Here is a 20,274-nt window from a genome sequence, read left to right on the forward strand (position 1 = left end):
CAGAAGAGTTGTGCAATCACCGCCAGCAATGTCCCAGCGGATACCCTTCGGCCGGAAGCGACCATTCGACTCAGCGGACTGCGCGCCCGTCCGTCCACAGCAGACTGAGCACGGACCAGTCTCGCCCCCTGGGGCGGCACGGCTTGACCGACCTGCGGTTTCGGGCAGGCTGAAGCGCAGACACCGACGACGGTCACCGACTGCCCGAACGGCCAATGTTCGCCAAGAAAGACGTCTCGATTGGCTTCGCGCCTAGCCGACGAGCGACCCCGTCAACGGAGACCGGTCACGCTTCCACAGCACGCACAGCACTTCCTGGCGGCCGGGCGCGGCGACGTCGTTGTAGGCCTCCCACTCCTTCTGGGTGGGCACGAGGCCGGTGAAGCCGAGAGCGTCCTTCGCCTTGGGCTCGACGGCCTTGAACTGCTCGGTGCAGTAGTTCTGCGTGAAGTCGGCGAGCCACTGCGTGCCGGGGTAAGCGGTGTCCTTCGGCTTGTCCCACAGCGGGGTCGCCGCGGAGAAGAGCTGGATGCCGTGCGGGCCGTCGCACGGCGCCGTCGTTCGCACCGGCGAGCCCTGCATGAGGAAGTCCTTGGCGCACTGGGTGCCCGAGAGGTTCCACTCCGGCACGTCGCCGCCGCGGCCGAACATGGCGATTCGCCGCGATGGCAGGGGCGCGCCGACCGGCAGGGACGCCGGGGCGGTCCACTCGGTCGAGTCCTCCTGGCTCTGGCTCGCCGTCGGGCTGGACGTGGTGTTCTTGGGCTTGAGGGCCTGGTAGCCGGCGAACGCGACACCCGCGAGCATCGCGACGCCCAGCACGACCGCCGCGGTGACGATCACCGTGTTCTTCTTCTTGCCGTTGCGCGGCAACGGAACGGGCGCGGCGCCTTGGACGATCGCGGTGAGCATGTGCCGCGCTTGCGGGGCGGTCAGGCGGCGCGCCGGGTCCACGGTCAGCAGGCCGCGGATCACATCGGCGAGCGCGGGCGAGGCCCGGCGCAGCACCGGCGGCTCGTTCATGACCGCGTGCAGGGTCGACGCGGTGGAGGTGCGTTCGAACGGGCTGACGCCCTCGACCGCGTGCGCCATCGTGACGCCGAGCGCCCACAGGTCCGAGGCGGGTGAGGCTTCCCAGCCGCTCAGCCGGTCCGGTGACATGTACGCGGGCGACCCGACGATGCCGCCGTTGTGGGTGAGCCGCGGGTCGTCCATCGCTTGAGCGATGCCGAAGTCGGTGAGCTTCACCACGCCGTCCGGGCTCACCATGATGTTGCTGGGCTTGACGTCCCGGTGCACGATGCCCGCCTGGTGCGCGGTCTCCAGCGCCCCCAGCACCTGCAACGCGACGTTCGCCATCCACTCCGACTCACGCGGTCCGCGCCGCTGCACGATGGAGGCGAGGTCGAGCGCGTCGATCAGTTCCATCGCCAGGTAGATGCGCCCGTTCTCCCGGACGATGTCGTAAACGGTCACCACCGCGGGGTGGTTCAGCCGACCGGCCGTCCGCGCCTCCCGGAGCATGCGCTCCTCCAGCACCGCGAACTCCTCCGCGGCGATGCCCTGAGGCGGGTGCAACTCCTTGAGCGCGACCGCCCGGCCGAGCAACTGGTCCTGAGCACGCCACACAACGCCCATCGCACCGCGGCCGAGCTCGACGAGCAGCGCGTAACGGTTGGCAACGACCTGCTGTTGCTGCACGGATCAACCTTCCTGGACGCCCACGGACCCCGCGAGCACAACGACCGCGTCCCGCGACTGGCGCTCGCGCGGCAGAGCACTCACCCGTCTCCTGGTACCAGGAGGCGCTCGGTCACGTGGCTTGGCACTGTGGAACACCACAGCGATGCGACACGATGTCGGCTGGCGTTCGATGCCCTGCACGAACTGTCGAGCCGGCGGACATCATAACCGCCCTGTCAGCACCTTCATGACGTCACAAGATCCCATATTCGACGGCTCTGCCACCGATCAGCCTAACCGACCGCGTGTCCGCTGGAAATCTCCATCTGCTGCTACGTCCGGAACGGGCTGGGACCCCCCTGGGGCTCGGTATCAAGGACACCGAGGCCGACCCGGACTTCCTCCGTTCCCGAACTGAAGCCGGCAGGCTCGATCCACCGACCTCGGCCGGTGGATCGAGCCTGCCGTCGCCGCGGAGCCGCCGAACCGGGGTTGACCTTCAGTTCTTCGGGTCGAATACGTCGCAGGTGCCCGACCCGTAACCGAGGAAATGCTTCTGGTTGCCCAGCCAACCCCACCTGTCGGGGAAGTTGTTCCAGTTCGGCACATCACCGGTGTTCAGGTAGTGGTCGCCGATGAAGGCCCAGTGCCTTCCCCCGTTCTGCCAGTCGACCGTCCACACGTACTGATTCCCGGCGACGCCACACCGGCCGGACGTGTCCTTCGCCCAGGCCCAGAGAGCGACGCTGTCGCCGTTGCGGAGCGTGTAGATCTGATTGCTGCTCCGGTCGAGCACTTGAACCCCGCCCGACGGGGCCGAGGTGATCGTCGTGCAGGCGTACTGGAGGTTGTCGACGAACGGCTTGCACTGCCAGAGCCCGACACCGTCCGCACTCGCCGGACCCGGCGCCATCACGATCGCCAGCGCCATGGCCAATACGACGATCGGAAACCGAAGAACTCGTCGCCATCGAGGTTTCACGCTGTTCACCTGTTCTCTCCTGTCCGCTGTTGAACGAAGTGTTCTGAAGGTGGTGGCTTCGCCCACCGCACCGGCCGCCGCCGCCTTGGTCCTGGACTCGCGAAGACGGTGCGCTCCTGGCTCGTCAGGGCTTCACCATGTTTTGGCAATCGCCTGGTCAGCGGTCGTAAGACGGTGTGCGGGCGGAGTAGGAAGGGGCCCAGGGGGAGGTGGCGTCGTGGCGACGGAGCTGCGTGTGCTCGGACCGGTCGAGCTGCGGGTCGACGGTCGGGTGGTGGAGGTCGGTCACGCGCGGCAACGGTGCGTGCTGGCGGTCCTGCTGGTGGAGGCGAACCGGGTCGTCACGATGGAGCAACTGCTGGACCGGGTGTGGGCCGATCGGTTGCCCTACAAAGCACGCAACGTGGCGAGCAACTACGTGTCCCGGCTACGACGGGTGCTGACTGGTGATGTCGCCGTCGTGCGGCGGAGCGGTGGGTACGTGCTGGAGGTGGATCCGGAGGCGGTGGACCTGCACCGGTTCCGCCGGCTCGTGGAGCAGGCACGGGGGCGAGAAGACGCCCAGGCGCTGGCATCGCTGGAGGAGGCGGCGGGGCTGTGGCGAGGTGTGCCGTTCGCCGGCCTGGACACCCTGTGGCTGGCTGCCGTGCGCACCGGCCTCGAACGGGAACGCGTCGCCGCCCGGCTCGACCGCGTCGACGTCGCGTTGCGCTGCGGCAGGCACACCGAGGTGCTGCCCGAGCTGTCCGCGCTGGCAGAGCAGGACGACCTGGACGAACGCGTCGCCGCCCAGTTCATGCTCGCCCTGCACCGCGCCGGACGCACCGCCGCTGCCCTGGCCCACTACCGGCGTCTGCGCGCCCGGCTGGTCGAGCAGCTCGGCACCGAGCCCGCCTCTGCCCTGCGGGATCTCCACCAGCGCGTCCTCGACGCCGACCCCGCCCTCACCCCGTCCTCGGCAGTGATCAGCGGCACCGCGGCCAACGCGGAAAACCCGGTGCCCCGGCAGTTGCCCGCGTCACCATGGTGGTTCACCGGCCGCGGCGCCGAACTGACCCGCCTGGACCAGGCGTTGACCATCGAGCCGGAGCAGGGCCCGCAGCGAACCAGCACCACCGGTGCCACGGTGGTGATCTCCGCGATCGGCGGGGCGGGCGGGATCGGCAAGACCTGGCTGGCGCTGGCCTGGGCGCACCAGCGTGCCGAACAGTTCCCAGATGGGCAGTTGTTCGTGGACTTGCACGGGTTCAGCCCCACTCAGGAGCCGATGGCCGCTGATGTGGCGGTGCGCGGGTTCATCGACGCCTTGGGCGTCGACCCCGGCCGCGTCCCACCCGGCCTGGACGCGCAGGCCGCGCTGTACCGCAGCCTGGTCACCGGGAAGCGGGTGCTGATCGTGCTGGACAACGCCGCCACCGCCGGCCAGGTCGTGCCGCTGCTGCCGGGCAGCCCCACCTGCACCGTGCTGATCACCGGCCGCACCAGGCTCGCCTCGCTGATCGACCGGCACGACGTCCGCCAGTTGACCCTGGACGTCCTGGCCCGCACCGAGGCCCGCGCGCTGCTCGCCGCACGCCTCGGCGCCGACCGCGTCGCCGCCGAACCCGACGCCGTCGACGAGCTGGTCGACCTGTGCGGCGGCTACCCGCTCGCGCTGTCGATCACCGCCCGCACCGCCGCCACCCACCCCGGCATCCCACTGGCCGAGGTCGCCGCCGACCTGCGCGAGTTCGGATTGGAGATGCTCGACCACGACACCGACCCCGCCGCGAGCCTGCCCGCCGTCCTGTCCTGGTCCCTGCGAGCACTCACCGACGACCAACGCACGGTGTTCGCGCTACTGGGCATCACGCCCGGCCCCGACACCAGCCTGCCCGCCGTCACAGTCCTCACCGGACTGTCGTCGGCCCGCACGCGCAAAGCGTTGTCAGCGCTGGAAGAAGCGTCGTTGCTGGAGCGACGACCGGGCGGCCGGTGCGCGATGCACGACCTGATCCGAGCCTACGCCGCCACCACCGCCCGAGACCTGCCCGACGAAGTGCGGGAGGCGGCTCTCGTGCGCGTGGTGGACTTCTACCTGCACACCGCTTACGCCGCCGACCGCCTCCTGGCCCCCACTCGCCAGCCCTTGGACCTCGCTCCGCCCGCACCCGACGTGGAGCCACATCCGCTGCGCGACACCGAAACCGGACTGGCATGGATGAAGGCCGAGCACGTCACCCTCCTGGCCGCCCAGCGCGCCGCGCTCGCCCTCGGCCGCCACGACGTCGTCTGCCACTTCGCCTGGGCGCTGGACACCTTCCACTACAGGCAGGGGCACCGACGTGCCACGCTCGTCGCGTGGCAGGCTGCGGTGGAGGCCGCCGCCCATCTGCCCGACCCCACCACTCTCAGCCGCGCCCACCGGCTCCTCGGCTACGCGTGTTCCCGGCTGAGCCTGCACGACGAGGCCATCGAACACCTGGACAAGGCCCTCGCCCTGGCCGCGCACCACCACGACCCCATCGAACAGGCTCATACCAACCGGGCGCTCGCGTACGCGTGGGAACTGCGGGGAGACGACCGGCAGGCCATGGATCACGCACGAAGCGCCCTCGACCTCTACCGCACCCTGGGCCAACCGGTGCGGGAGGCCATCGCGCTCAACCAGGTGGGCTGGTACGCCGCACGCCTGAACGACTTCGACACCGCCCGCGACCACTGCCAGGCCGCTCTCACCCTGCACCGGACCCACCACAACCACGAAGGCGAAGCGGCCACCCTGGACAGCCTCGGGCTGATCGCCCACCGCACCAACGATCAACAGCAGGCAGTCACCCACTACCAGCAGGCACTCGTCCTGTACCGCGCACTCGAAGACGCCTACCGCGTCGCGGACACCCTGGACAACCTCGGCCACCCCCACATCGCCCTCGGGCAACACGACCGGACCCGCGCGATCTGGCAGGAAGCACTGGAGCTGTACCGGGAACAAGGCCGCGACCACGACGCCGCACGTGTACAACAGCAACTCGACGACTTTGGTTCGGTACTGGGATCGACTTCTGTATGAGCGTCGTCGAAACAAGGCGAACACCCTCGATAGGGTCCCGTGGGTGCCGTTCACTCTTGCTCACCCTGCGGCGATCCTCGCCTTTTCCCGCGGTCCACTGGTTCCGTCCGCACTGGTCATGGGATCGATGGCGCCAGACCTGACGTACTACGTCCCCCTACCGTGGCTCGATCCCACCCACACCCTGCTCACCCGCACCCACCACGCGTCGTCGGTGTTCTGGCTCGACCCGTTGCTAGCCCTGGCCCTGCTCGTGGTGTTCCACGTGCTGCTCAAGCGGCCCGTGGTGGCGCTCTTGCCTCCGGCCGCCGCGGGACGCGTGTGGCAGTCCGCGGAACGGTTCGTCTGGCGCCGGGCAACCGCGGTCTGGTGGATCGCCCTTTCGCTGATGATCGGCGCAGCGACCCACGTGGCGTGGGACCGCCTGAACGGCGCGTTCGGCGAGGAGCACTCGACAAAACTGGACCTGGCAGGCGGCGTGCTGGGCTTCGCCGCGCTCCTCGCCTGGACGTGGCGCTGGTGGCGGGTGACGTCGGCACAACCGATCCCGACCGGTCTACGGCTCCCGACCCGGCTCCGCACGGTGGTCTGGGGCGCATTGGTAGCAGCGCCGCTGGTGCTGGGCACTGTTGGCGCGGTGAGCGGTGTCCGGGAACTCATGGCGGCCAACGAGATGGACTACTCCGACCTCCCGCCCCACATCGTTCCGCCGACGTTCACCGCGACAGACATGGCGGAACTCGCTGTGAGGCGGTTCGCCGTGAACGGTGTCGCCACCATCTGCGTCGTACTGGCGATCTACGCCGTCGGCTGGCAACTGAGCCGTCTCGCCACGACCAGATCAGACCGGGGAGGAAGTACCAGCGCTTCCTTATATAAGTAGCACCTGTTAAAATCTGGTTCGTGCACGGGTTCGCGCCGGTTCCACACCGTCGACCCCACATCACTGACCGAGGTTAAGGACCAAAACGTGAAGGACGTGCTGGACGAACTGGCCGCCGCGCGCCGGACCATGGGCAAAGCCACCCTGCCCGCAGGCGACGCGTACACGATGGAGTTGCGACGTCGTTACGACGCGCCGGTCGACGAGGTCTGGCACGCCATCACCGACCCTGAGCGCCTCGGCCGCTGGATGAAGCCGGTCACCGGAGACCTCCGGCTCGGAGGATCGTTCGAGCTGGACGGCGGCGAGCACGGCGAGATCCTCCGGTGCGAACCGCCGCGGCTGCTACGGGTGTCCTGGCTCTTCGGGCCGGACGCCGACGAATGGCCGGGCACGAGCGAGGTCGAGGTGCGCCTGTCCGCGGGCCCTGCCGGGGACACCGAGTTCGAACTGGTCCACGCGGCGGCCGTCGGGGAGCCCATGTTCCCGACCTACGGCCCCGGTGCCGGTGGCGTGGGCTGGGACCTGCACCTCCTCACGCTGGCCCGGTTCCTGGCCGACGGTGAGACGCTCGATCACGAGGAGTTCCAGACCTCACCCGCGGGACGTGAGTTCGCCACGCGCAGCGCTGCGGCGTGGGGCGAAGCTCACCTGGCCGCGGGTGGCGATCCGGATCACGTGGCGGCCGCGGTCGAGGCCACCACCGCGTTCTACGTCCCCGGAAGCAACGAGCGCTGAAGTACATCCGGATCGACTTGCCCCGCGAGCAATTCGGCTAACCCGGTCGCCGGCGCGCCGGGTTGCTCAAGTACGTCGCGGCGAGTTCGCGGAAGGCCGTGACCAGTGGGCATCGGTCGGCGGCACGGGAAACGACGACGACCTGACCCGGCGCGACACCCTCCAGGGGGATCGTGGTCAGGTCGGGCCGAAGGCTGGACGCCCGGATGCCCGCGGGAGCGATGGACACCGCCTGGTTGGCCGCGATGAGTTCGAGCTTGTCCTCGATCGTCCGGACCAGGGGGCCGTCGGGCGCTCGACGACCGTCGGGTCGCGGATCGACGCGCCAGAAACGATTCCACTCCGGGTCGGGCATCCGCGGCAGCGGTTCGTCGGCGATGTCGTCGAGCGTGACCGACTCCTTGCCCGCCAACCGGTGGTCGAGGGACACCACCAGCACCCTGGGCTCCTCGTAGAGGACGGTCACGTGCAGCCCGTCGGTAGGGACCGGCAGGCGGGCCACGACCACGTCCACCCGGCGCTCCAGGAGCGCGGTGGCCGGTTCGTCCCAGGCCAGGTGCAGCGCGCGCACCTCGGTCCGCGGATACCGGTCGCGCATCTCCCGCGTCACGGGCGTGATGATGAGGTCGGTGGCGTACCCGATGGTGATCCACCCCGGCTGCGCGGCGGCGCGGGTGGACATCACCGTCCGGCTGACCGAGCGCAGCAGGACCTCGGCCTCGCGCTGGAACACCTTCCCGGCCTCGGTGAGCCTGCTGCCCCGCGTGGTGCGGTCGATGAGGCGGACGCCCACTTCCCGCTCCAGCAGACGGATCTGCCGACTCAGGGACGGTTGCGCCACCCGGAGGTCGGACGCGGCGCGGCCGAAGTGCTCGTGCTCGGCGACGGCGAGGAAGTACCGCACCCGGCGCATGTCCAAGTCCACGAAGGGCTCCGACGGGGTGACCATGGCGCGAACCCTAGCACCGACGACCACCGGCACACGGCTCGTCACAACGTCCTGATCAGCGGTGATGCCCGAAGTGGATCGACCGTTCCGCAACGGGTCTTTGCCCAGCCCCGACTCGCTGGTGGACAACTGGAGGTGAAGGTCGTCGTCGCGAGGCCAACGCCTTGAGAAGGAAGCGGAGCAATGAGCACGAACGCCACACCGGACACGGTCCTGGACGAGGAGGAGATCGAGCGCACCTTGAAAGGCATCGCGCGGCACGAAGCCGTGCTGGGCCCCGACCGTTCACCCCTCCTGAGGACTCCCGGCGACCACGGTCTCGAGTTCCACACCGTGTGGTTCCCCTCGCAGGACGGAGTACCCCTCGAAGCCTGGTACATCCCCTGCGAGGGGTCGAACAAGCTGATCATCGCCAACCACCCGCGCTGGTTCAACCGCTACGGCCTGCCCTCGCACCTGGAGCCGTGGAAGTCGGGCCTCTCGGAGAGCGGCAACGACGTCGAGGTCGACTTCGGACCCGACTACCGGATCCTGCACGACGCCGGCTACCACGTCCTGACCTACGACGAACGCAACTCCGGGCACAGCGGCGCGGCCAACGGCGGCGTGAACAGCGGTGGGCGCTACGAGGCGCGCGACGTCGTCGGCTCGCTCACCTTCGCGCGGAACAGCCCGGATCTGCGGGACCTGAGCATCGGATTGTTCAGCCGCTGCCAGGGCGCCAACGCCTCGATCTTCGCGATGGCCCGGCATCCCGAGCACTTTGACGGTGTGCGGTGCATGGTCGCCGCACAGCCGTTGTCGGTCGGCGTGCTGCTGCGGCAGACCCTGGAGAGGCTCGGACTCACCGACCGCATCGACGACCTGGACCGCGAGGTCAAGGCGATCTCGAGCTTCGAACTCGCCGAGATGTCACCGGTGGACGCGGCCAAGCACGTCACGGTGCCGACCTTCCTCTACCAGGTGCGCGACGACGTGCTGACCAGGCCGACCGACGTGCAGGCGATCTTCGACAACATCCCGGCCGAGAAGCACCTGCGGTGGATCCTCGGAACGACCCGCCGCTGGGACGGTTACCTGCACTTCCAACGGGAGCCCGAGCAGGTGTTGGAGTGGTTCGCGAAGTACCTGGACTGAACGAACGACCACCTCGTTCGCGCGCCGCACATCCGGCAGGCGCGACGACCTACCACCGTTTTCCGACAGGAGCCCAACCGTGACCACCACCGAACCGAGCCTCCAGACCGTTCTCCTCCGTCGCATGGACGAGTGGAAGAAAGCCTTCGAGGCCAAGGACGTCGACAGCGTGATGTCGTTCTACGCGGACGGCGACGACTTCAGCGCCTTCGACCTCATGCCGCCCATCGAGTTCCGCGGCGGTGAGATGTGGCGCGAGAACTGGGCAGGCTTCTTCGCCGTCTGCGAGGGACCGCTATCCCTGGAGTTCTCCAACGTCGAAGTGCACGCGTCGCACGACCTCGGGTTCGCGCGGCTCATGGTCCGCATGGTCGGCACCATGAACGGCGAGGGCCTGGACATGTGGGTGCGAACCACCAACTGCTTCCGCCTGATCGACGGCGAGTGGCTGATGATCCACGACCACGTCTCGATGCCGTCCGACCTCGCCACCGGCCGGACCCTCACGCACCTCTCCCCCACCAAGCCCTTCGGATAAGGGCAGGCCCCGCGGACGTCATCGGCCAACGAGCCCATCACGACGACGACCTGGTCTCCGCGGCCTGTGCGGGCCGCGCAGACCAGGTCGTGGCGGATCAGAAGTTGGTCAGGCTCACCGTGATGGAGGTGGGGGCGGTGTCCTGCACGTAGGACGCGAAGCTGGCCACGTCGTCGAACGCGAACCCGTAGGCGTTGCCGTCCACGGTGTTGAGGTGCATCGCCTCGGAGAAGCGGTTGCTGATCCGGTCCCGGTAGAACGACCCGCGGTCCGTGGTCGGCTGGGTCGTGCTGGTCAGCAGGGTCGACCGGTTGAACGCGGCGCCGAGGATGGCGGCGACCGGCCCGGTCCTGCCGTCGTTGGGCGCGCTGAGCGCTCCGTTGCAGTACAACAGATCCAGCGTCGACGGCTTGGCGAACGACGCGACGCCGTCGGAGAAGGTGAACCTGCCGTCGACGACCCGGCCGGTGAAGCTGCCCGCACCGGTGTTCACGGTCAGGGTCTCCGACGAGTACTTGTTCCACACCGCGTCGATGTAGGGGTCGAAGTAGTTCGCCGGGAAGATGCCGCTGTCGATGCCGTGTCCGGGCGCGATGATCCGCAGCTTGTCCTTGACGACCAGCTTGGCGAAGGTCGGGTCGGCCGCGACGTGGTCGAAGATCCTGTCGCGGCCGCCATCGACGAGACGTCCGGTGTCCTGAGTGGACGAACCGACGAGCTTGATGGCCAACGGGATGCTGAACATGTCGACCATCGTGGTGTTGCAGAACATGCCGCCGTCGTTGTGCGTGAACTCGATCCAGTCGTGCAGCACCGAGAAGCTCGGGTCACCCGACACCCAGCCGGCGGGGTGCTGGAGCGCGGCGTTGCCGTTGCCGTCGGTGACGACCTTGAACCTCACCTTGTCCACGATGGAGAAGTAGACGCGGCCCGACATGTTCGCCGGGATGGCGAGATGCGTGTCGCCGTCCTGCACCATCGGGATCGACAGGTCCGCGAACCCCTCGGAACCGTTGTTGGCAGCCGAAACCGGGGTGGCGGCACCGTCACGGGTGACGAAGACCTGCTGCCCGGACTTGAGGTCCGTTCCGACGATGTAGGCGTAGATCTGCTGGTTCGTGTACCGGTAGGTGTGGTTGACGATCGTGAGGGGCAGCGAACCACCGGCGGCCTTGGCGACGGCGTGACGGGGGGCCGCCGTCGCGAGGCTGCCGAACGCCGCACCCATCAGCGGTGCGCCCACCACAGCCGCGGACATGCCACCGAGGAAGGACCTTCTGCTCAACATTGTGTACGAATCTCCAGGGGACGAGGAGGAAATCGATCCTGCTGCTCGCAGAATGCCGAGGTCGATTTCCCATGTGCTTGTGCGGCCCCATCAGAGTCGACCGACCTTTGGCACGCAATGCCGCGAACGGCCCAGCGCACACGGCCGAATGGCCCTATTCAAAGCGTTGAACAGCACGATCAGATCACGGGCAGGCAACGAAAATGTGTGCCCGTGCAAACATGGAAAATGCATCTGCAAAGCGCCGAAGGCCATTTCGGGGCGGATAACACTTTTTCCACCACAGACTTCCGACCCTGCGGTACCCCTTTTCCGCCCCGTCAGAAACCGGGGAACACCCGGCGCAGGTCGTCGAGCGTGACGGTGCCCTCGGCGGTGACCCCGTTGTCGTACGGTGCCTTGAGACGGCCGGTGATCAGCCGGATCAACGCTTCCGGCGGCCCGTTGAACGTCGCCGAAGGCGACTCGAGGTGGCCCACGACGGTGACCGAGTCGTCGATCACCAGCCCTGCCCCTGGTATGGCGAGGGACACCGGACTGGCGAGCTCGGCGGGCTTCGCCAGGAAGCCCAGCATGAAGCCCACCGGCCCGGCCAGGAGTTCGAGCAGCACCGCGGCCGAGTCGGCGTCCACCCCGGCGTCCGGGTCGAAGGCCACGCGCACGTCCCACGAGTGGTTGGCCACCTCGCTGAGCCGCATGCCCAGCGCGGTCACCAGCGGAACCGGCTCCGGCAGGAAACCGAGGTCCACGGTCATCGACGAGCGCTGCTCGGGGGTGAGCGCCTCGACCGTGTCGAGCCAGCGGCCGTTGTGCTCCAGAAAACCCTCGACCTGCGCACGCGACGCGGACGCGTCCCAGCGGGCCCAGATCGTCTGGTTGTCCTGGGACTCCACAGTCTCCCCAGCGGCCCGCGCGATCGGCGCACGACCGATCTCCGCGCCACTGCCGAGGTGGGAGAAGGCCTGGGCGACGGTCCATTCCGCGGCACCGCTGGGAGCGGCCAACTGGTCGTCGGTGAGGCCGCGGGCGAGGTCGGCGAGCACGTCGTGCTCGGAACGCAGGGCGCTGATCGTGCGATCCACGAGTTGACTCATGCCGTGCTCAACCCCCGAATGGCCCCGCGTGTTCCGCTGATCCCCGGTCGCACGATCCGCGCCACCTCAGCACGACCAACGCATCTCGCACTCCTCCCCCCGCGTTACCTTGCGGCCAAACGATTCCATGTCGTAACGACACCGAAGAGCACGGCGATCACCCCGGTGAAGGGGGCAACGTGCGGTTCTGGGCTTTCCTCTCGTACTCGTGGTCAGACCGGCCGAAAGCGGTCGAACTCCACCGCAAGCTGGAGAGGTTCGTCGTGCCAGGCCACCTCCGGCGTGCCGTGGCCCAGCGGGGAACACCAGGCAGGCGCCTGCGTCCGGTGTTCCGCGACGACGACGAGATGGCCGTGTCGGGCCCGCTCACGGAGCGGCTTCGGGAGGCCGTCGACCAATCCCACAACCTGATCCTGCTGGCCTCTCCGGCATCCGCGCGGTCGCACTACGTCAACCTGGAGGTCGTGCACTTCCTGGCGCAACGTGATCCCAAACGCCTGATCGTCGTCGCCATCGGCGAGGACAAGACCGTGAAACCGGAGTTCCCCGCCGCCCTGGACGTCATCGACGAGCCGCTCTGGCTGGACCTGAGGGGCTCGCGAAAGCTGACCCGCCGCAACCTCGTGCGCATCGCCGCGGCGGTGCTCGACGTGGAGTTCGAGACGTTGTGGCGCAGGCACGTCCGCTACCTGCGGCGGCTCGCGGCGCTGTGGTGCGCGCTGCTGCTCGTCGTCGGTGTCGTGGTGGGCACGGCGATCGTGCGCCAGGCGGAAGCGGTGAAGCGCAGCCCCGAGCAGCAACGCGCGCAGTTCATCGAGTGGATGACTCAAGACGTGAAGTCGGTCGATCTGCCAATCAGCGAGGTCAAGCTGAACGTCACCCGTGTCGACGACCTCGACGACGACGGCTTGATGGAGTTCTTCGTCGTCAACGAGACCCCCGAGTTCTGCGGTTCCGGTGGGTGCGCGTTCGCCGTTTACCGGACCGCGTCGCCCGGCGTGTACGTGCGAGTCCTCGAACTGCTGGGCACCTCGACGGCCCGCGTGCGCCCCGTGCAGAACGGCCTGAAGGAGATCATCGTCAGCGAGCTCGCCGTGAGCAGGGAGCCGCTGTACACCGTGTACACGTTGCAGAACGGGAAGTTTGAGCTCAAGCAACACGAGTTCTGCGACGGACTGGTCTTCGAGGTGTGTGACGAACCTGCTGTGATCACGCCGGTACCGCAAGATCGCGCACCCGTTGTCGACCAGCGCGCCGTCCCCCTGGAACGACCGAAGGCGAATGCGCGCACCGTGCGGATCGGTGCCGTGGACACGGAGTACGAGCCGGGCAGCCACCCCTTGGAGGCCATGGGTCCAGTAGCCGGCGGCGAGTGGTACCTGGTCGAGGTGTGGAAGGGGTCGTGCGGATTCGTACCAGCCTCCGCCGTGCAGCCGCGCTGACGCCCTCCTCAGCCTCACAGCAACTCGACCGCGAGATCCCGCAGGCGCCACATGGCGGTGGGCGGTCTCCACAAGGTCCGCGTTACCGGGTCCTCACCGCAACGCCTCAACGACCCGGACGTCGCGCCTGCCGAAGGTATCTCGATCGAATCAGCGTTTATTCGAAGCAGATACTTCGAGAGCCCTACACGGGGAGGGCCGCGGCTCGCTCTGTACCGGATTCAGACTCACGATATGGGGATTATCATGATCAGGAAGGACACCAGCGCTCCAGCCACGCCTCCACCTCGCCTAACCCGGTCGCTACCGGCTCCCCGCACCAGTGCGCCGCGAAGGCGTCCTGCGTCTCCTGGTCCCCTCGGTCGACCCGTCCTCGATTGTCGGTTTTCACTGCTGGCCTTCGCGATGAGTCACCTACCCAACGCAGAATCGGTGCGACCACAGCGCCACCAAAGGGCAATGCGCTTCTCCCCGGATAACCTGCGCCGAGTCGGGCGGGAGCGGCCGCGATTGGTTAAACCCGGCGTCAACCGCCAGCGCGTCAACGCGTGTCCGAACACCGCCTTCGCCCGTTCATGCTCACGTGCCACCGCGTTCCCTCCCGTATGTCGATCTCAGCAGTCGAATCTAGATCACGCCTCGATGAGCTTGATGAAGTTTGGCCTTCACCCGGCGTCCTTGCTGGGTACATCGGCAGACCGCTGACACCATGAGCAGCGTCGGCTCGAGCAACGCCCACGGGCCATCGGGCAGGGCGCGCCGAGAGCGGCGCCCGGTTGGGCCGCGGTGGTGATCCCGTACAGCTCCACCAAGGATGCTGTTGCTGGCCGCCAGCGGTGCCCGCAACCGAGCTCAACGCTCCAATAAGACGGTAGATCGATTCAAGACTGGTCGTCCCGGCCTGCCCGTGCCGGGTTCCCGAGTCGCTGCCGCACCTCGGCCGCTCTGATCTGCTCGTGCCGCGAGTAGGTCGTGACCGCGGCGCCCACGACCGCGACGATCGCGAGGAGCACGCCGTGGGTGAGGCCCGGCACGCCGATCGGCGAACTCCAGCCGAAGCCGAGGTTCGAGGCCAGGGCCTGCACGATCACCGCGATCGTGAGCAACGGCGCTGTGGCGAACAGCAAGGTGTGCAGCATCGCCGCGCGAACGGTGAACTGATGCGCGCTGATCATGCGCCAGCACGCGTAGATGAGTGTGATCGCGCCAATAGCGCCCGGACCCACCGCTCCGTTCAGCATCTTGAGGCCAACAGTGGCCTCTTGCTCCGCGTAGGCCTGGTCATAGGTGACGGTTGGGCTGTCGCCGCCCAAGTCCAAGCACACGTGCCCCGGCCGCATCGGCTGACCGCCGCAGGTGGGCGGTCCCTCGAATGCGACGAACTGCGCCCACACGCACATCCCGAGGGAAGCAGCCAGGAAGATTCCGCCGAGCACGCGGAGCATTCCCGCACCTGTGCGTTGATCATGGTTCATGAGACGAAATGGTTTCCGGTCAAAGCGCGTGAGCCGATCATCGACATGGCGTTGAGCTTCCAATCACTCGATCAGGCGTAATTCGAATCGGATTCGCCGAACTGATCCGGCGCGCAGACCCACCGGCTGAACTGCGGAGAAGAGGACGCCCCGTCGTGCCCGACCCCTCGACGGGCACGACGGGGCACGGGGTCACCAGCGCTGTGCGGGACCGTCGTTGCGGTCGAAGGCGCGCAGGCCGAATTCAACGCTGTCATCCACGGCCCGGCCGGTGGTCTTGTTCACCAGGGTCACGGTGTTGTCACCCCAGACCGTCCCGTACCAGTCCTGGTACGCCAGCTCGTTGCACGGGAAGCTGCGCAGGCCGGCCTCGAAGCTGTCGTCCAGGCAGTTGCCGGTCGCCTTGTTCCTGATCTGGACCGAGCCGTCACCCCACGCCTGCACGAACCACGCCTGGTGGTCGTTGTGGTAGTCGGGCATGACACGAAGTCCGAACTCGCTGTCGTCGAGAACCCGACCGGTAGCGACGTTGTGGTACCGGTCGATGGCAGCGTCCTCAGCCGCGTTCGCGGTCGTCGCGGAAGCCATGGCGGCGAGCACCAGCGCGCCGGTGGTGATCGTCTTGCGCATCTTGTCCTCCTCGGTGTCCCGGCCGGGGTGGCCGGGTGTCACCACCGTGCCGACCGACCCCTGTGAGAACCCTGCGTACCTGGTCAGTGGCATAGCGTCACCCTGTCGAGCACTCCGGGCAGCTCCTGCGGGAGCCGATACACACCAGGTGGGGACCACACAGGCAGAGCCTGCGCCTGCCTTCGGCGTGCTGGGGGTCGTTCAGGCACGGGTCGCGGGCGAGGCGATCGACGTCGGCCAACCCCGTCAGCGCAGTGTGCTGGCGGCGCTGCTCGTCGACGTGAACCAGGTGGTGCCGATCGACGAACTGGTGGACCGGGTGTGGGGCGAGCAGCCGCCCACCCGCGCCAAGCACGCCCTGTACAGCCATCTCTCCCGCCTGCGCCACGTCGTCACGCCGGCGGGAGCGGCGCTCACCCGTCAGGCCGGGGGCTACCTGCTGACCGCCGACCCGGCCTCGGTGGACCTGCACCTGTTCCGTGAACTGTGCGCACGCTCCCGTGCGGGCGGCCACCAGCTCGACGCGGTCGACCAAGCGCTGGCGCTGTGGCGTGGTCGGGCGTCCGAAGGACTGGACACGCCGTGGTTCTCCGAGGTGGCGCGGCGGCTGGACCAGGAGCGCGTCGCCGCGGAACTGCACCGCAACGACCTGCTGCTGCGCCTGGGCCTGCACGCCGACCGGTTCGCCGACCTCGACGCCACCGCCACCGCGTACCCGCTCGACGAGCGCGCGGCGGGCCAGGTGCTGCTCGCGTGGTACCGCCGCGGTCGGCAAGCCGACGCGCTGGCCCACTACCGGGTGATCCACGCCCGGCTCGCCGAGGAACTGGGCACCGAGCCCGGTCCCCCGCTGCGCGAACTGCACCGGCGGATCCTCGCCGGGGACCCGCTGCTCGTGTCCGACCGGCCGGTACCGCGGCAGTTGCCCGCCGTGGCACCGCACTTCGTGGGTCGTGCCGCCGAACTCGCCGAGCTCGACCGGCACGACACCCCGCTGGTGGTGATCGTCGGTACCGGCGGCGCGGGCAAGACGGCGCTGGCGCTGCGCTGGGCGCACGACAACGCCGATCGTTTCCCCGATGGCCAGATGTACGCCGACCTGCGCGGATTCGACCCCACCAGCGAGCCCGTTTCGCCGGAGATCGTGGTGCGCGGGTTCTTGGAGGCGCTTGGCGTGCCCGTGCACAGCGTGCCATCCGGTGTGGAGGAGGCGGGCGCGCTCTTCCGCAGCGTGCTCGCCGACCGCCGCGCTCTGGTCGTGCTCGACAACGCCGCCGACGCCGCGCAGGTGCTGCCGCTGTTGCCCGGTGGCGCGCACTGCCTGACCTTGGTGACCAGCCGGGACCGGATGTGTTCCCTGGTCGCCAAGCAGGGCGCCGACCACCTCGGCGTCGGCGTGCTGACCGAGCCCGAATCCGTTGCGCTGCTGGGCGAACGGCTGGGGCGCGGCCGGGTCGACGCCGAGCCCGACGCGGTCACCGAACTCGTGGCGCGCTCAGCCCGGCTGCCGCTGGCGCTGTCGGTGGTGGCCGCCCGCGCCGCGGTGAACCGGAGCTTCTCCTTGCGAGCACTGGCCGACGAGCTGCGCGACGAGCACGAGCGCCTCGACGTGCTGGACGCCATGCTGGACGTGCGGGCGGTGTTCTCCTGTTCCTACCGGGTGTTGAGCCCGGACGCCGGGCGGTTGTTCCGCCTGCTGGGCCGTCACCCCGGTGTCGATGTGGACGTCCACGCGGCGGCTTCCACCGCGGGTCTCCCAGTGGCGCGGGTGCGCGTGCTGCTGGCCGAGTTGACGCGCCAGCACCTCGTCGAGGAGCGTGCGCCGCACCGGTACGGCACGCACGACCTGTTGCGCGCCTACGCCGTGGAACTGGCGAGTGCGTGCGACACCGAGGAAGTGCTGACCGCGGCCCGGTTCCGGCTGGTCGACCACTACTTGCACGCCGGCTACCACGCCGAGCGACGGCTGTCCCCGCACTGGCCTCCTCTCACCCTCCCGGCGCCGGGCGACGGTGTGGTGGCACGAGAGATCACCAGCTACGACAAGGCAATGGGGTGGTTCACCGTCGAGCACACCGCTGTACTCGCCGTCCTCGGGGACGCGGTGCGCCACGGCTGGGACGCGCACGCCTGGCAGCTCCCCTGGGTCCTCACCTCCTACCTCCACCGGCAGGGCCGGTGGAGGGAGAAGTCCGCCGCCCTGCGCACCGCGCTGGAGGCGGCCGAGCGGTTGGGTGACCAGGACGCCCTGGCCGCGACCCATCACCTGCTCGGCCGCACGGCGACCGCGTTGGGTGAGCGCGCTGACGCGCTCGACCACCTCAACCACGCACTGGCCCTGCACCGGGCACGCGGCGACGAGGTCGGCCAAGCGGTGGTCCGCTTCTCGCTGGCCTCGGAGTACGAACAGCGCCACGACCTGCGACGGGCGATGACCCACGCCCGGTGGGCACTCGGGCTCCACATCCGCACCGGAAACCGGACGTGGCAGGGTTTCGCCCTGACCGCGTTGGGCTGGTACTCGACGTGCCTCGGCGACCACACCCAAGCCCTGGCCTACTGCCATGAAGCGGCGAGGTGCATGGACGACCGCGACGGCCTGGCCCACAGCTTCCAGATCATGGGCTGCGCCTACCACCAACTGGGCGACCACGCCGAATCCGTGACCCACCACGGGAAGGCGATCACGCTGTTCCGCACGTTGGGCGACCAGTACCGCGAAGCAGGGGGCCTGGTCCTCGTCGGCGACGCCCACCGAGCCGCAGGCGAGGAGCCATCGGCGCGGGCAGCATGGACACGGGCCCTCGCCATCCTGAAACGCCTGGGGCACAACGACAGCGCGTCGATCCGTGAGCGGCTGGACCAGGTGCCGGTCGCCGCGCCGTGACACGACGCCCTGTGGTGGCTCGGCTCGCTGAGGCGGCCTTGCGCCTGCTGCCCATGAGCGACCGGGACAAGGACGTGGAGATCTTGGTACTGCGCCACCAGATCACCATCCTGGAACGCCAACTGGGCAAGACCCAACTACGGTACCGGGCGAGTACCGCTGGGTCGTCGAGCAGACCTTCGCGCTGCCGCACTGGTTCCGACGCCTACGCATCCGCTGGGAGATCCGGGACGACAACCACGAAGCGTTCGGGCTTAGTTGAAGTAGTCCCATGCAAAGCGGTTAGGCACGTTGTTGGCCGGCGGGCAAGGGGCGAGTTCGAGCTTATAGGTAGTATCAGAGATTGAAAGGCATCGTTGGTTTGGCGCTCGATCTCGGAAGACGACGTGTCCATTGACGCCGAGTGCGTCCCAGAGCTGGTATCGCCCCCACTCGCCCTGGTAGCAATTTATCGTACGGGGCTGCTTGTCGTCATAAACGACGGGTGTGGTAAGGCACAAGCCGGTGGCGCGGTTCATCAGCAGGAGACCACTTGACGGCGCGCTATAACCCCATAGTTGGTAGGTACCGCCATTGCAGGTGAGCACGTACGCCCACTGTTGATCCCCATCCAGGCACAGATCCGGGCGGGCGAGATTGCGGTATCGGGTTGACGGCCATGGCGGATCGGTTGCCGGTCCCAGGTCCGGCGTGGTTCGCGACAGGTGAGGCACTGCGGCCAAGGCTGACGCAGGTCCGGCCGCTGCGCTGGCCGCGACAACGACCAACCCGGTGAGTAGCGCCGACAGGACTCGACGGATGGACACGGCAACTCCTTCGATCGATCGCGTGGTTAGCGAAATGAACGTTCATGCGACAAGAGTCCCTGCAATAACGATGAAAGACATGATCTTCGCCGCATGCGAGCCTCCCCGTATTGGTTGTCTCGTGCGCCGAGTGTCGATCGCAATGTTCTGACCTTTTGTTTACTCGCTCTCAGGTAGTTACCGTCGAGCCCATCATCGCACTGCCGTGTCGATCAACTCCGATGATTCGTCGTGGAGCGATCTGCGGTCATCGCTCGCGCGGTCACTTCCGGTTGACAACCGCCGGAGCACCGGCGTCGAGCACAACGCTCGCCATCGAAGCCGCCTTCCCGATGCGGTTCGTTCCGCCGTAATGAACACGGTGGACTCCTGAGTCATCATGGCTTCATCACGTTGTGGCAATCGCCTGGTCAGCGGCCGTGAGGTGGTGTGCGGGTGGAGCGGAAGAAGGGCCTGGGGAGGTCCTTCGTGGGGACAGAGCTGCGTGTGCTCGGGCAGGTCGAGCTGCGGGTCGATGGCCGAGTGGTGGAGGTTGGTCACGCGCGCCAGCGGTGTGTACTGGCGGTCCTGCTGGTCGGGACAGAACGAGGTAACAATGGTCAGCACCGACTACGTTCACGTCGTCAGCCAGGAGGAGTTGCAGCGGCTGCTCGACATCTCTGACCGCAGGCTGGACAAGCTGCGGCGCAA

15 protein-coding genes are annotated in these 20,274 nt (G+C 68.1%); 7 read left to right on the forward strand and 8 right to left on the reverse strand.

Annotated features, from left to right (window positions below):
* Window positions 1-252 precede the first annotated feature (252 nt).
* Window positions 253-1,701, reverse strand: a complete 1,449-nt coding sequence (locus NZH93_RS26500) for a serine/threonine-protein kinase (RefSeq protein WP_259625912.1) — start codon at window positions 1,699-1,701, stop codon at window positions 253-255.
* A gap of 481 nt (window positions 1,702-2,182) precedes the next feature.
* Window positions 2,183-2,731: a hypothetical protein gene (locus tag NZH93_RS26505; protein WP_259625913.1), complete on the reverse strand. Its 549-nt coding sequence runs from the start codon at window positions 2,729-2,731 to the stop codon at window positions 2,183-2,185.
* A gap of 151 nt (window positions 2,732-2,882) precedes the next feature.
* On the opposite strand from NZH93_RS26505, the gene NZH93_RS26510 reads away from it, so the two are divergent.
* The 3 genes from NZH93_RS26510 to NZH93_RS26520 all read left to right on the forward strand — a co-directional run bounded on the left by NZH93_RS26510 (window position 2,883) and on the right by NZH93_RS26520 (window position 7,338).
* Window positions 2,883-5,717: an AfsR/SARP family transcriptional regulator gene (locus NZH93_RS26510; RefSeq protein ID WP_259625914.1), complete on the forward strand. Its 2,835-nt coding sequence runs from the start codon at window positions 2,883-2,885 to the stop codon at window positions 5,715-5,717.
* Between the two features lie 43 nt (window positions 5,718-5,760).
* Complete coding sequence (locus NZH93_RS26515) at window positions 5,761-6,600, forward strand: DUF4184 family protein (RefSeq protein ID WP_259625915.1); 840 nt, start codon at window positions 5,761-5,763, stop codon at window positions 6,598-6,600.
* A gap of 87 nt (window positions 6,601-6,687) precedes the next feature.
* Window positions 6,688-7,338: an SRPBCC family protein gene (locus NZH93_RS26520; protein WP_259625916.1), complete on the forward strand. Its 651-nt coding sequence runs from the start codon at window positions 6,688-6,690 to the stop codon at window positions 7,336-7,338.
* 37 nt (window positions 7,339-7,375) lie between these two features.
* Here NZH93_RS26520 and NZH93_RS26525 read toward each other — a convergent pair whose 3' ends face one another.
* A complete protein-coding gene (locus tag NZH93_RS26525; protein WP_259625917.1) occupies window positions 7,376-8,287 on the reverse strand; it encodes a LysR family transcriptional regulator in 912 nt (303 codons plus the stop codon).
* Between the two features lie 183 nt (window positions 8,288-8,470).
* On the opposite strand from NZH93_RS26525, the gene NZH93_RS26530 reads away from it, so the two are divergent.
* Both NZH93_RS26530 and NZH93_RS26535 read left to right on the forward strand, forming a co-directional pair.
* The gene (locus tag NZH93_RS26530) at window positions 8,471-9,424 is read left to right on the forward strand and encodes an alpha/beta hydrolase family protein (RefSeq protein WP_259625918.1); all 954 of its coding nucleotides are present in this window, start codon (window positions 8,471-8,473) and stop codon (window positions 9,422-9,424) included.
* Window positions 9,425-9,503: 79 nt separating this feature from the next.
* Window positions 9,504-9,962, forward strand: a complete 459-nt coding sequence (locus NZH93_RS26535; RefSeq protein WP_259625919.1) for a YybH family protein — start codon at window positions 9,504-9,506, stop codon at window positions 9,960-9,962.
* 97 nt (window positions 9,963-10,059) lie between these two features.
* Here the strand turns inward: NZH93_RS26535 and NZH93_RS26540 are convergent, their stop codons facing one another.
* Together NZH93_RS26540 and NZH93_RS26545 are read right to left on the reverse strand one after the other, a co-directional pair.
* On the reverse strand, window positions 10,060-11,220 hold the full coding sequence (locus tag NZH93_RS26540) for a beta-1,3-glucanase family protein (RefSeq protein ID WP_259625920.1): 1,161 nt from the start codon (window positions 11,218-11,220) through the stop codon (window positions 10,060-10,062).
* Window positions 11,221-11,570: 350 nt separating this feature from the next.
* Window positions 11,571-12,344, reverse strand: a complete 774-nt coding sequence (locus NZH93_RS26545) for a maleylpyruvate isomerase family mycothiol-dependent enzyme (protein WP_259625921.1) — start codon at window positions 12,342-12,344, stop codon at window positions 11,571-11,573.
* 179 nt (window positions 12,345-12,523) lie between these two features.
* Between NZH93_RS26545 and NZH93_RS26550 the strand changes: the two genes are divergently transcribed.
* Window positions 12,524-13,786: a toll/interleukin-1 receptor domain-containing protein gene (locus NZH93_RS26550; protein WP_259625922.1), complete on the forward strand. Its 1,263-nt coding sequence runs from the start codon at window positions 12,524-12,526 to the stop codon at window positions 13,784-13,786.
* A gap of 881 nt (window positions 13,787-14,667) precedes the next feature.
* Here the strand turns inward: NZH93_RS26550 and NZH93_RS26555 are convergent.
* A complete protein-coding gene (locus NZH93_RS26555) occupies window positions 14,668-15,231 on the reverse strand; it encodes a hypothetical protein (RefSeq protein WP_259625923.1) in 564 nt (187 codons plus the stop codon).
* A gap of 222 nt (window positions 15,232-15,453) precedes the next feature.
* The gene (locus NZH93_RS26560; protein WP_259625924.1) at window positions 15,454-15,984 is read right to left on the reverse strand and encodes an RICIN domain-containing protein; all 531 of its coding nucleotides are present in this window, start codon (window positions 15,982-15,984) and stop codon (window positions 15,454-15,456) included.
* A 94-nt stretch (window positions 15,985-16,078) separates the two neighbouring features.
* Here NZH93_RS26560 and NZH93_RS26565 point away from each other — a divergent pair, with 94 nt between their 5' ends.
* Window positions 16,079-18,778: an AfsR/SARP family transcriptional regulator gene (locus NZH93_RS26565; protein ID WP_259625925.1), complete on the forward strand. Its 2,700-nt coding sequence runs from the start codon at window positions 16,079-16,081 to the stop codon at window positions 18,776-18,778.
* Window positions 18,779-19,032: 254 nt separating this feature from the next.
* Here the strand turns inward: NZH93_RS26565 and NZH93_RS51290 are convergent, their stop codons facing one another.
* Entirely contained in the window at window positions 19,033-19,584 is a 552-nt protein-coding gene (locus NZH93_RS51290; RefSeq protein WP_372506836.1) for a ricin-type beta-trefoil lectin domain protein, read from the reverse strand.
* Window positions 19,585-20,274: the final 690 nt, after the last annotated feature.

The organism is Umezawaea endophytica, assembly GCF_025061645.1.
GTDB classification, from domain to species: Bacteria; Actinomycetota; Actinomycetes; order Mycobacteriales; family Pseudonocardiaceae; genus Umezawaea; species Umezawaea endophytica.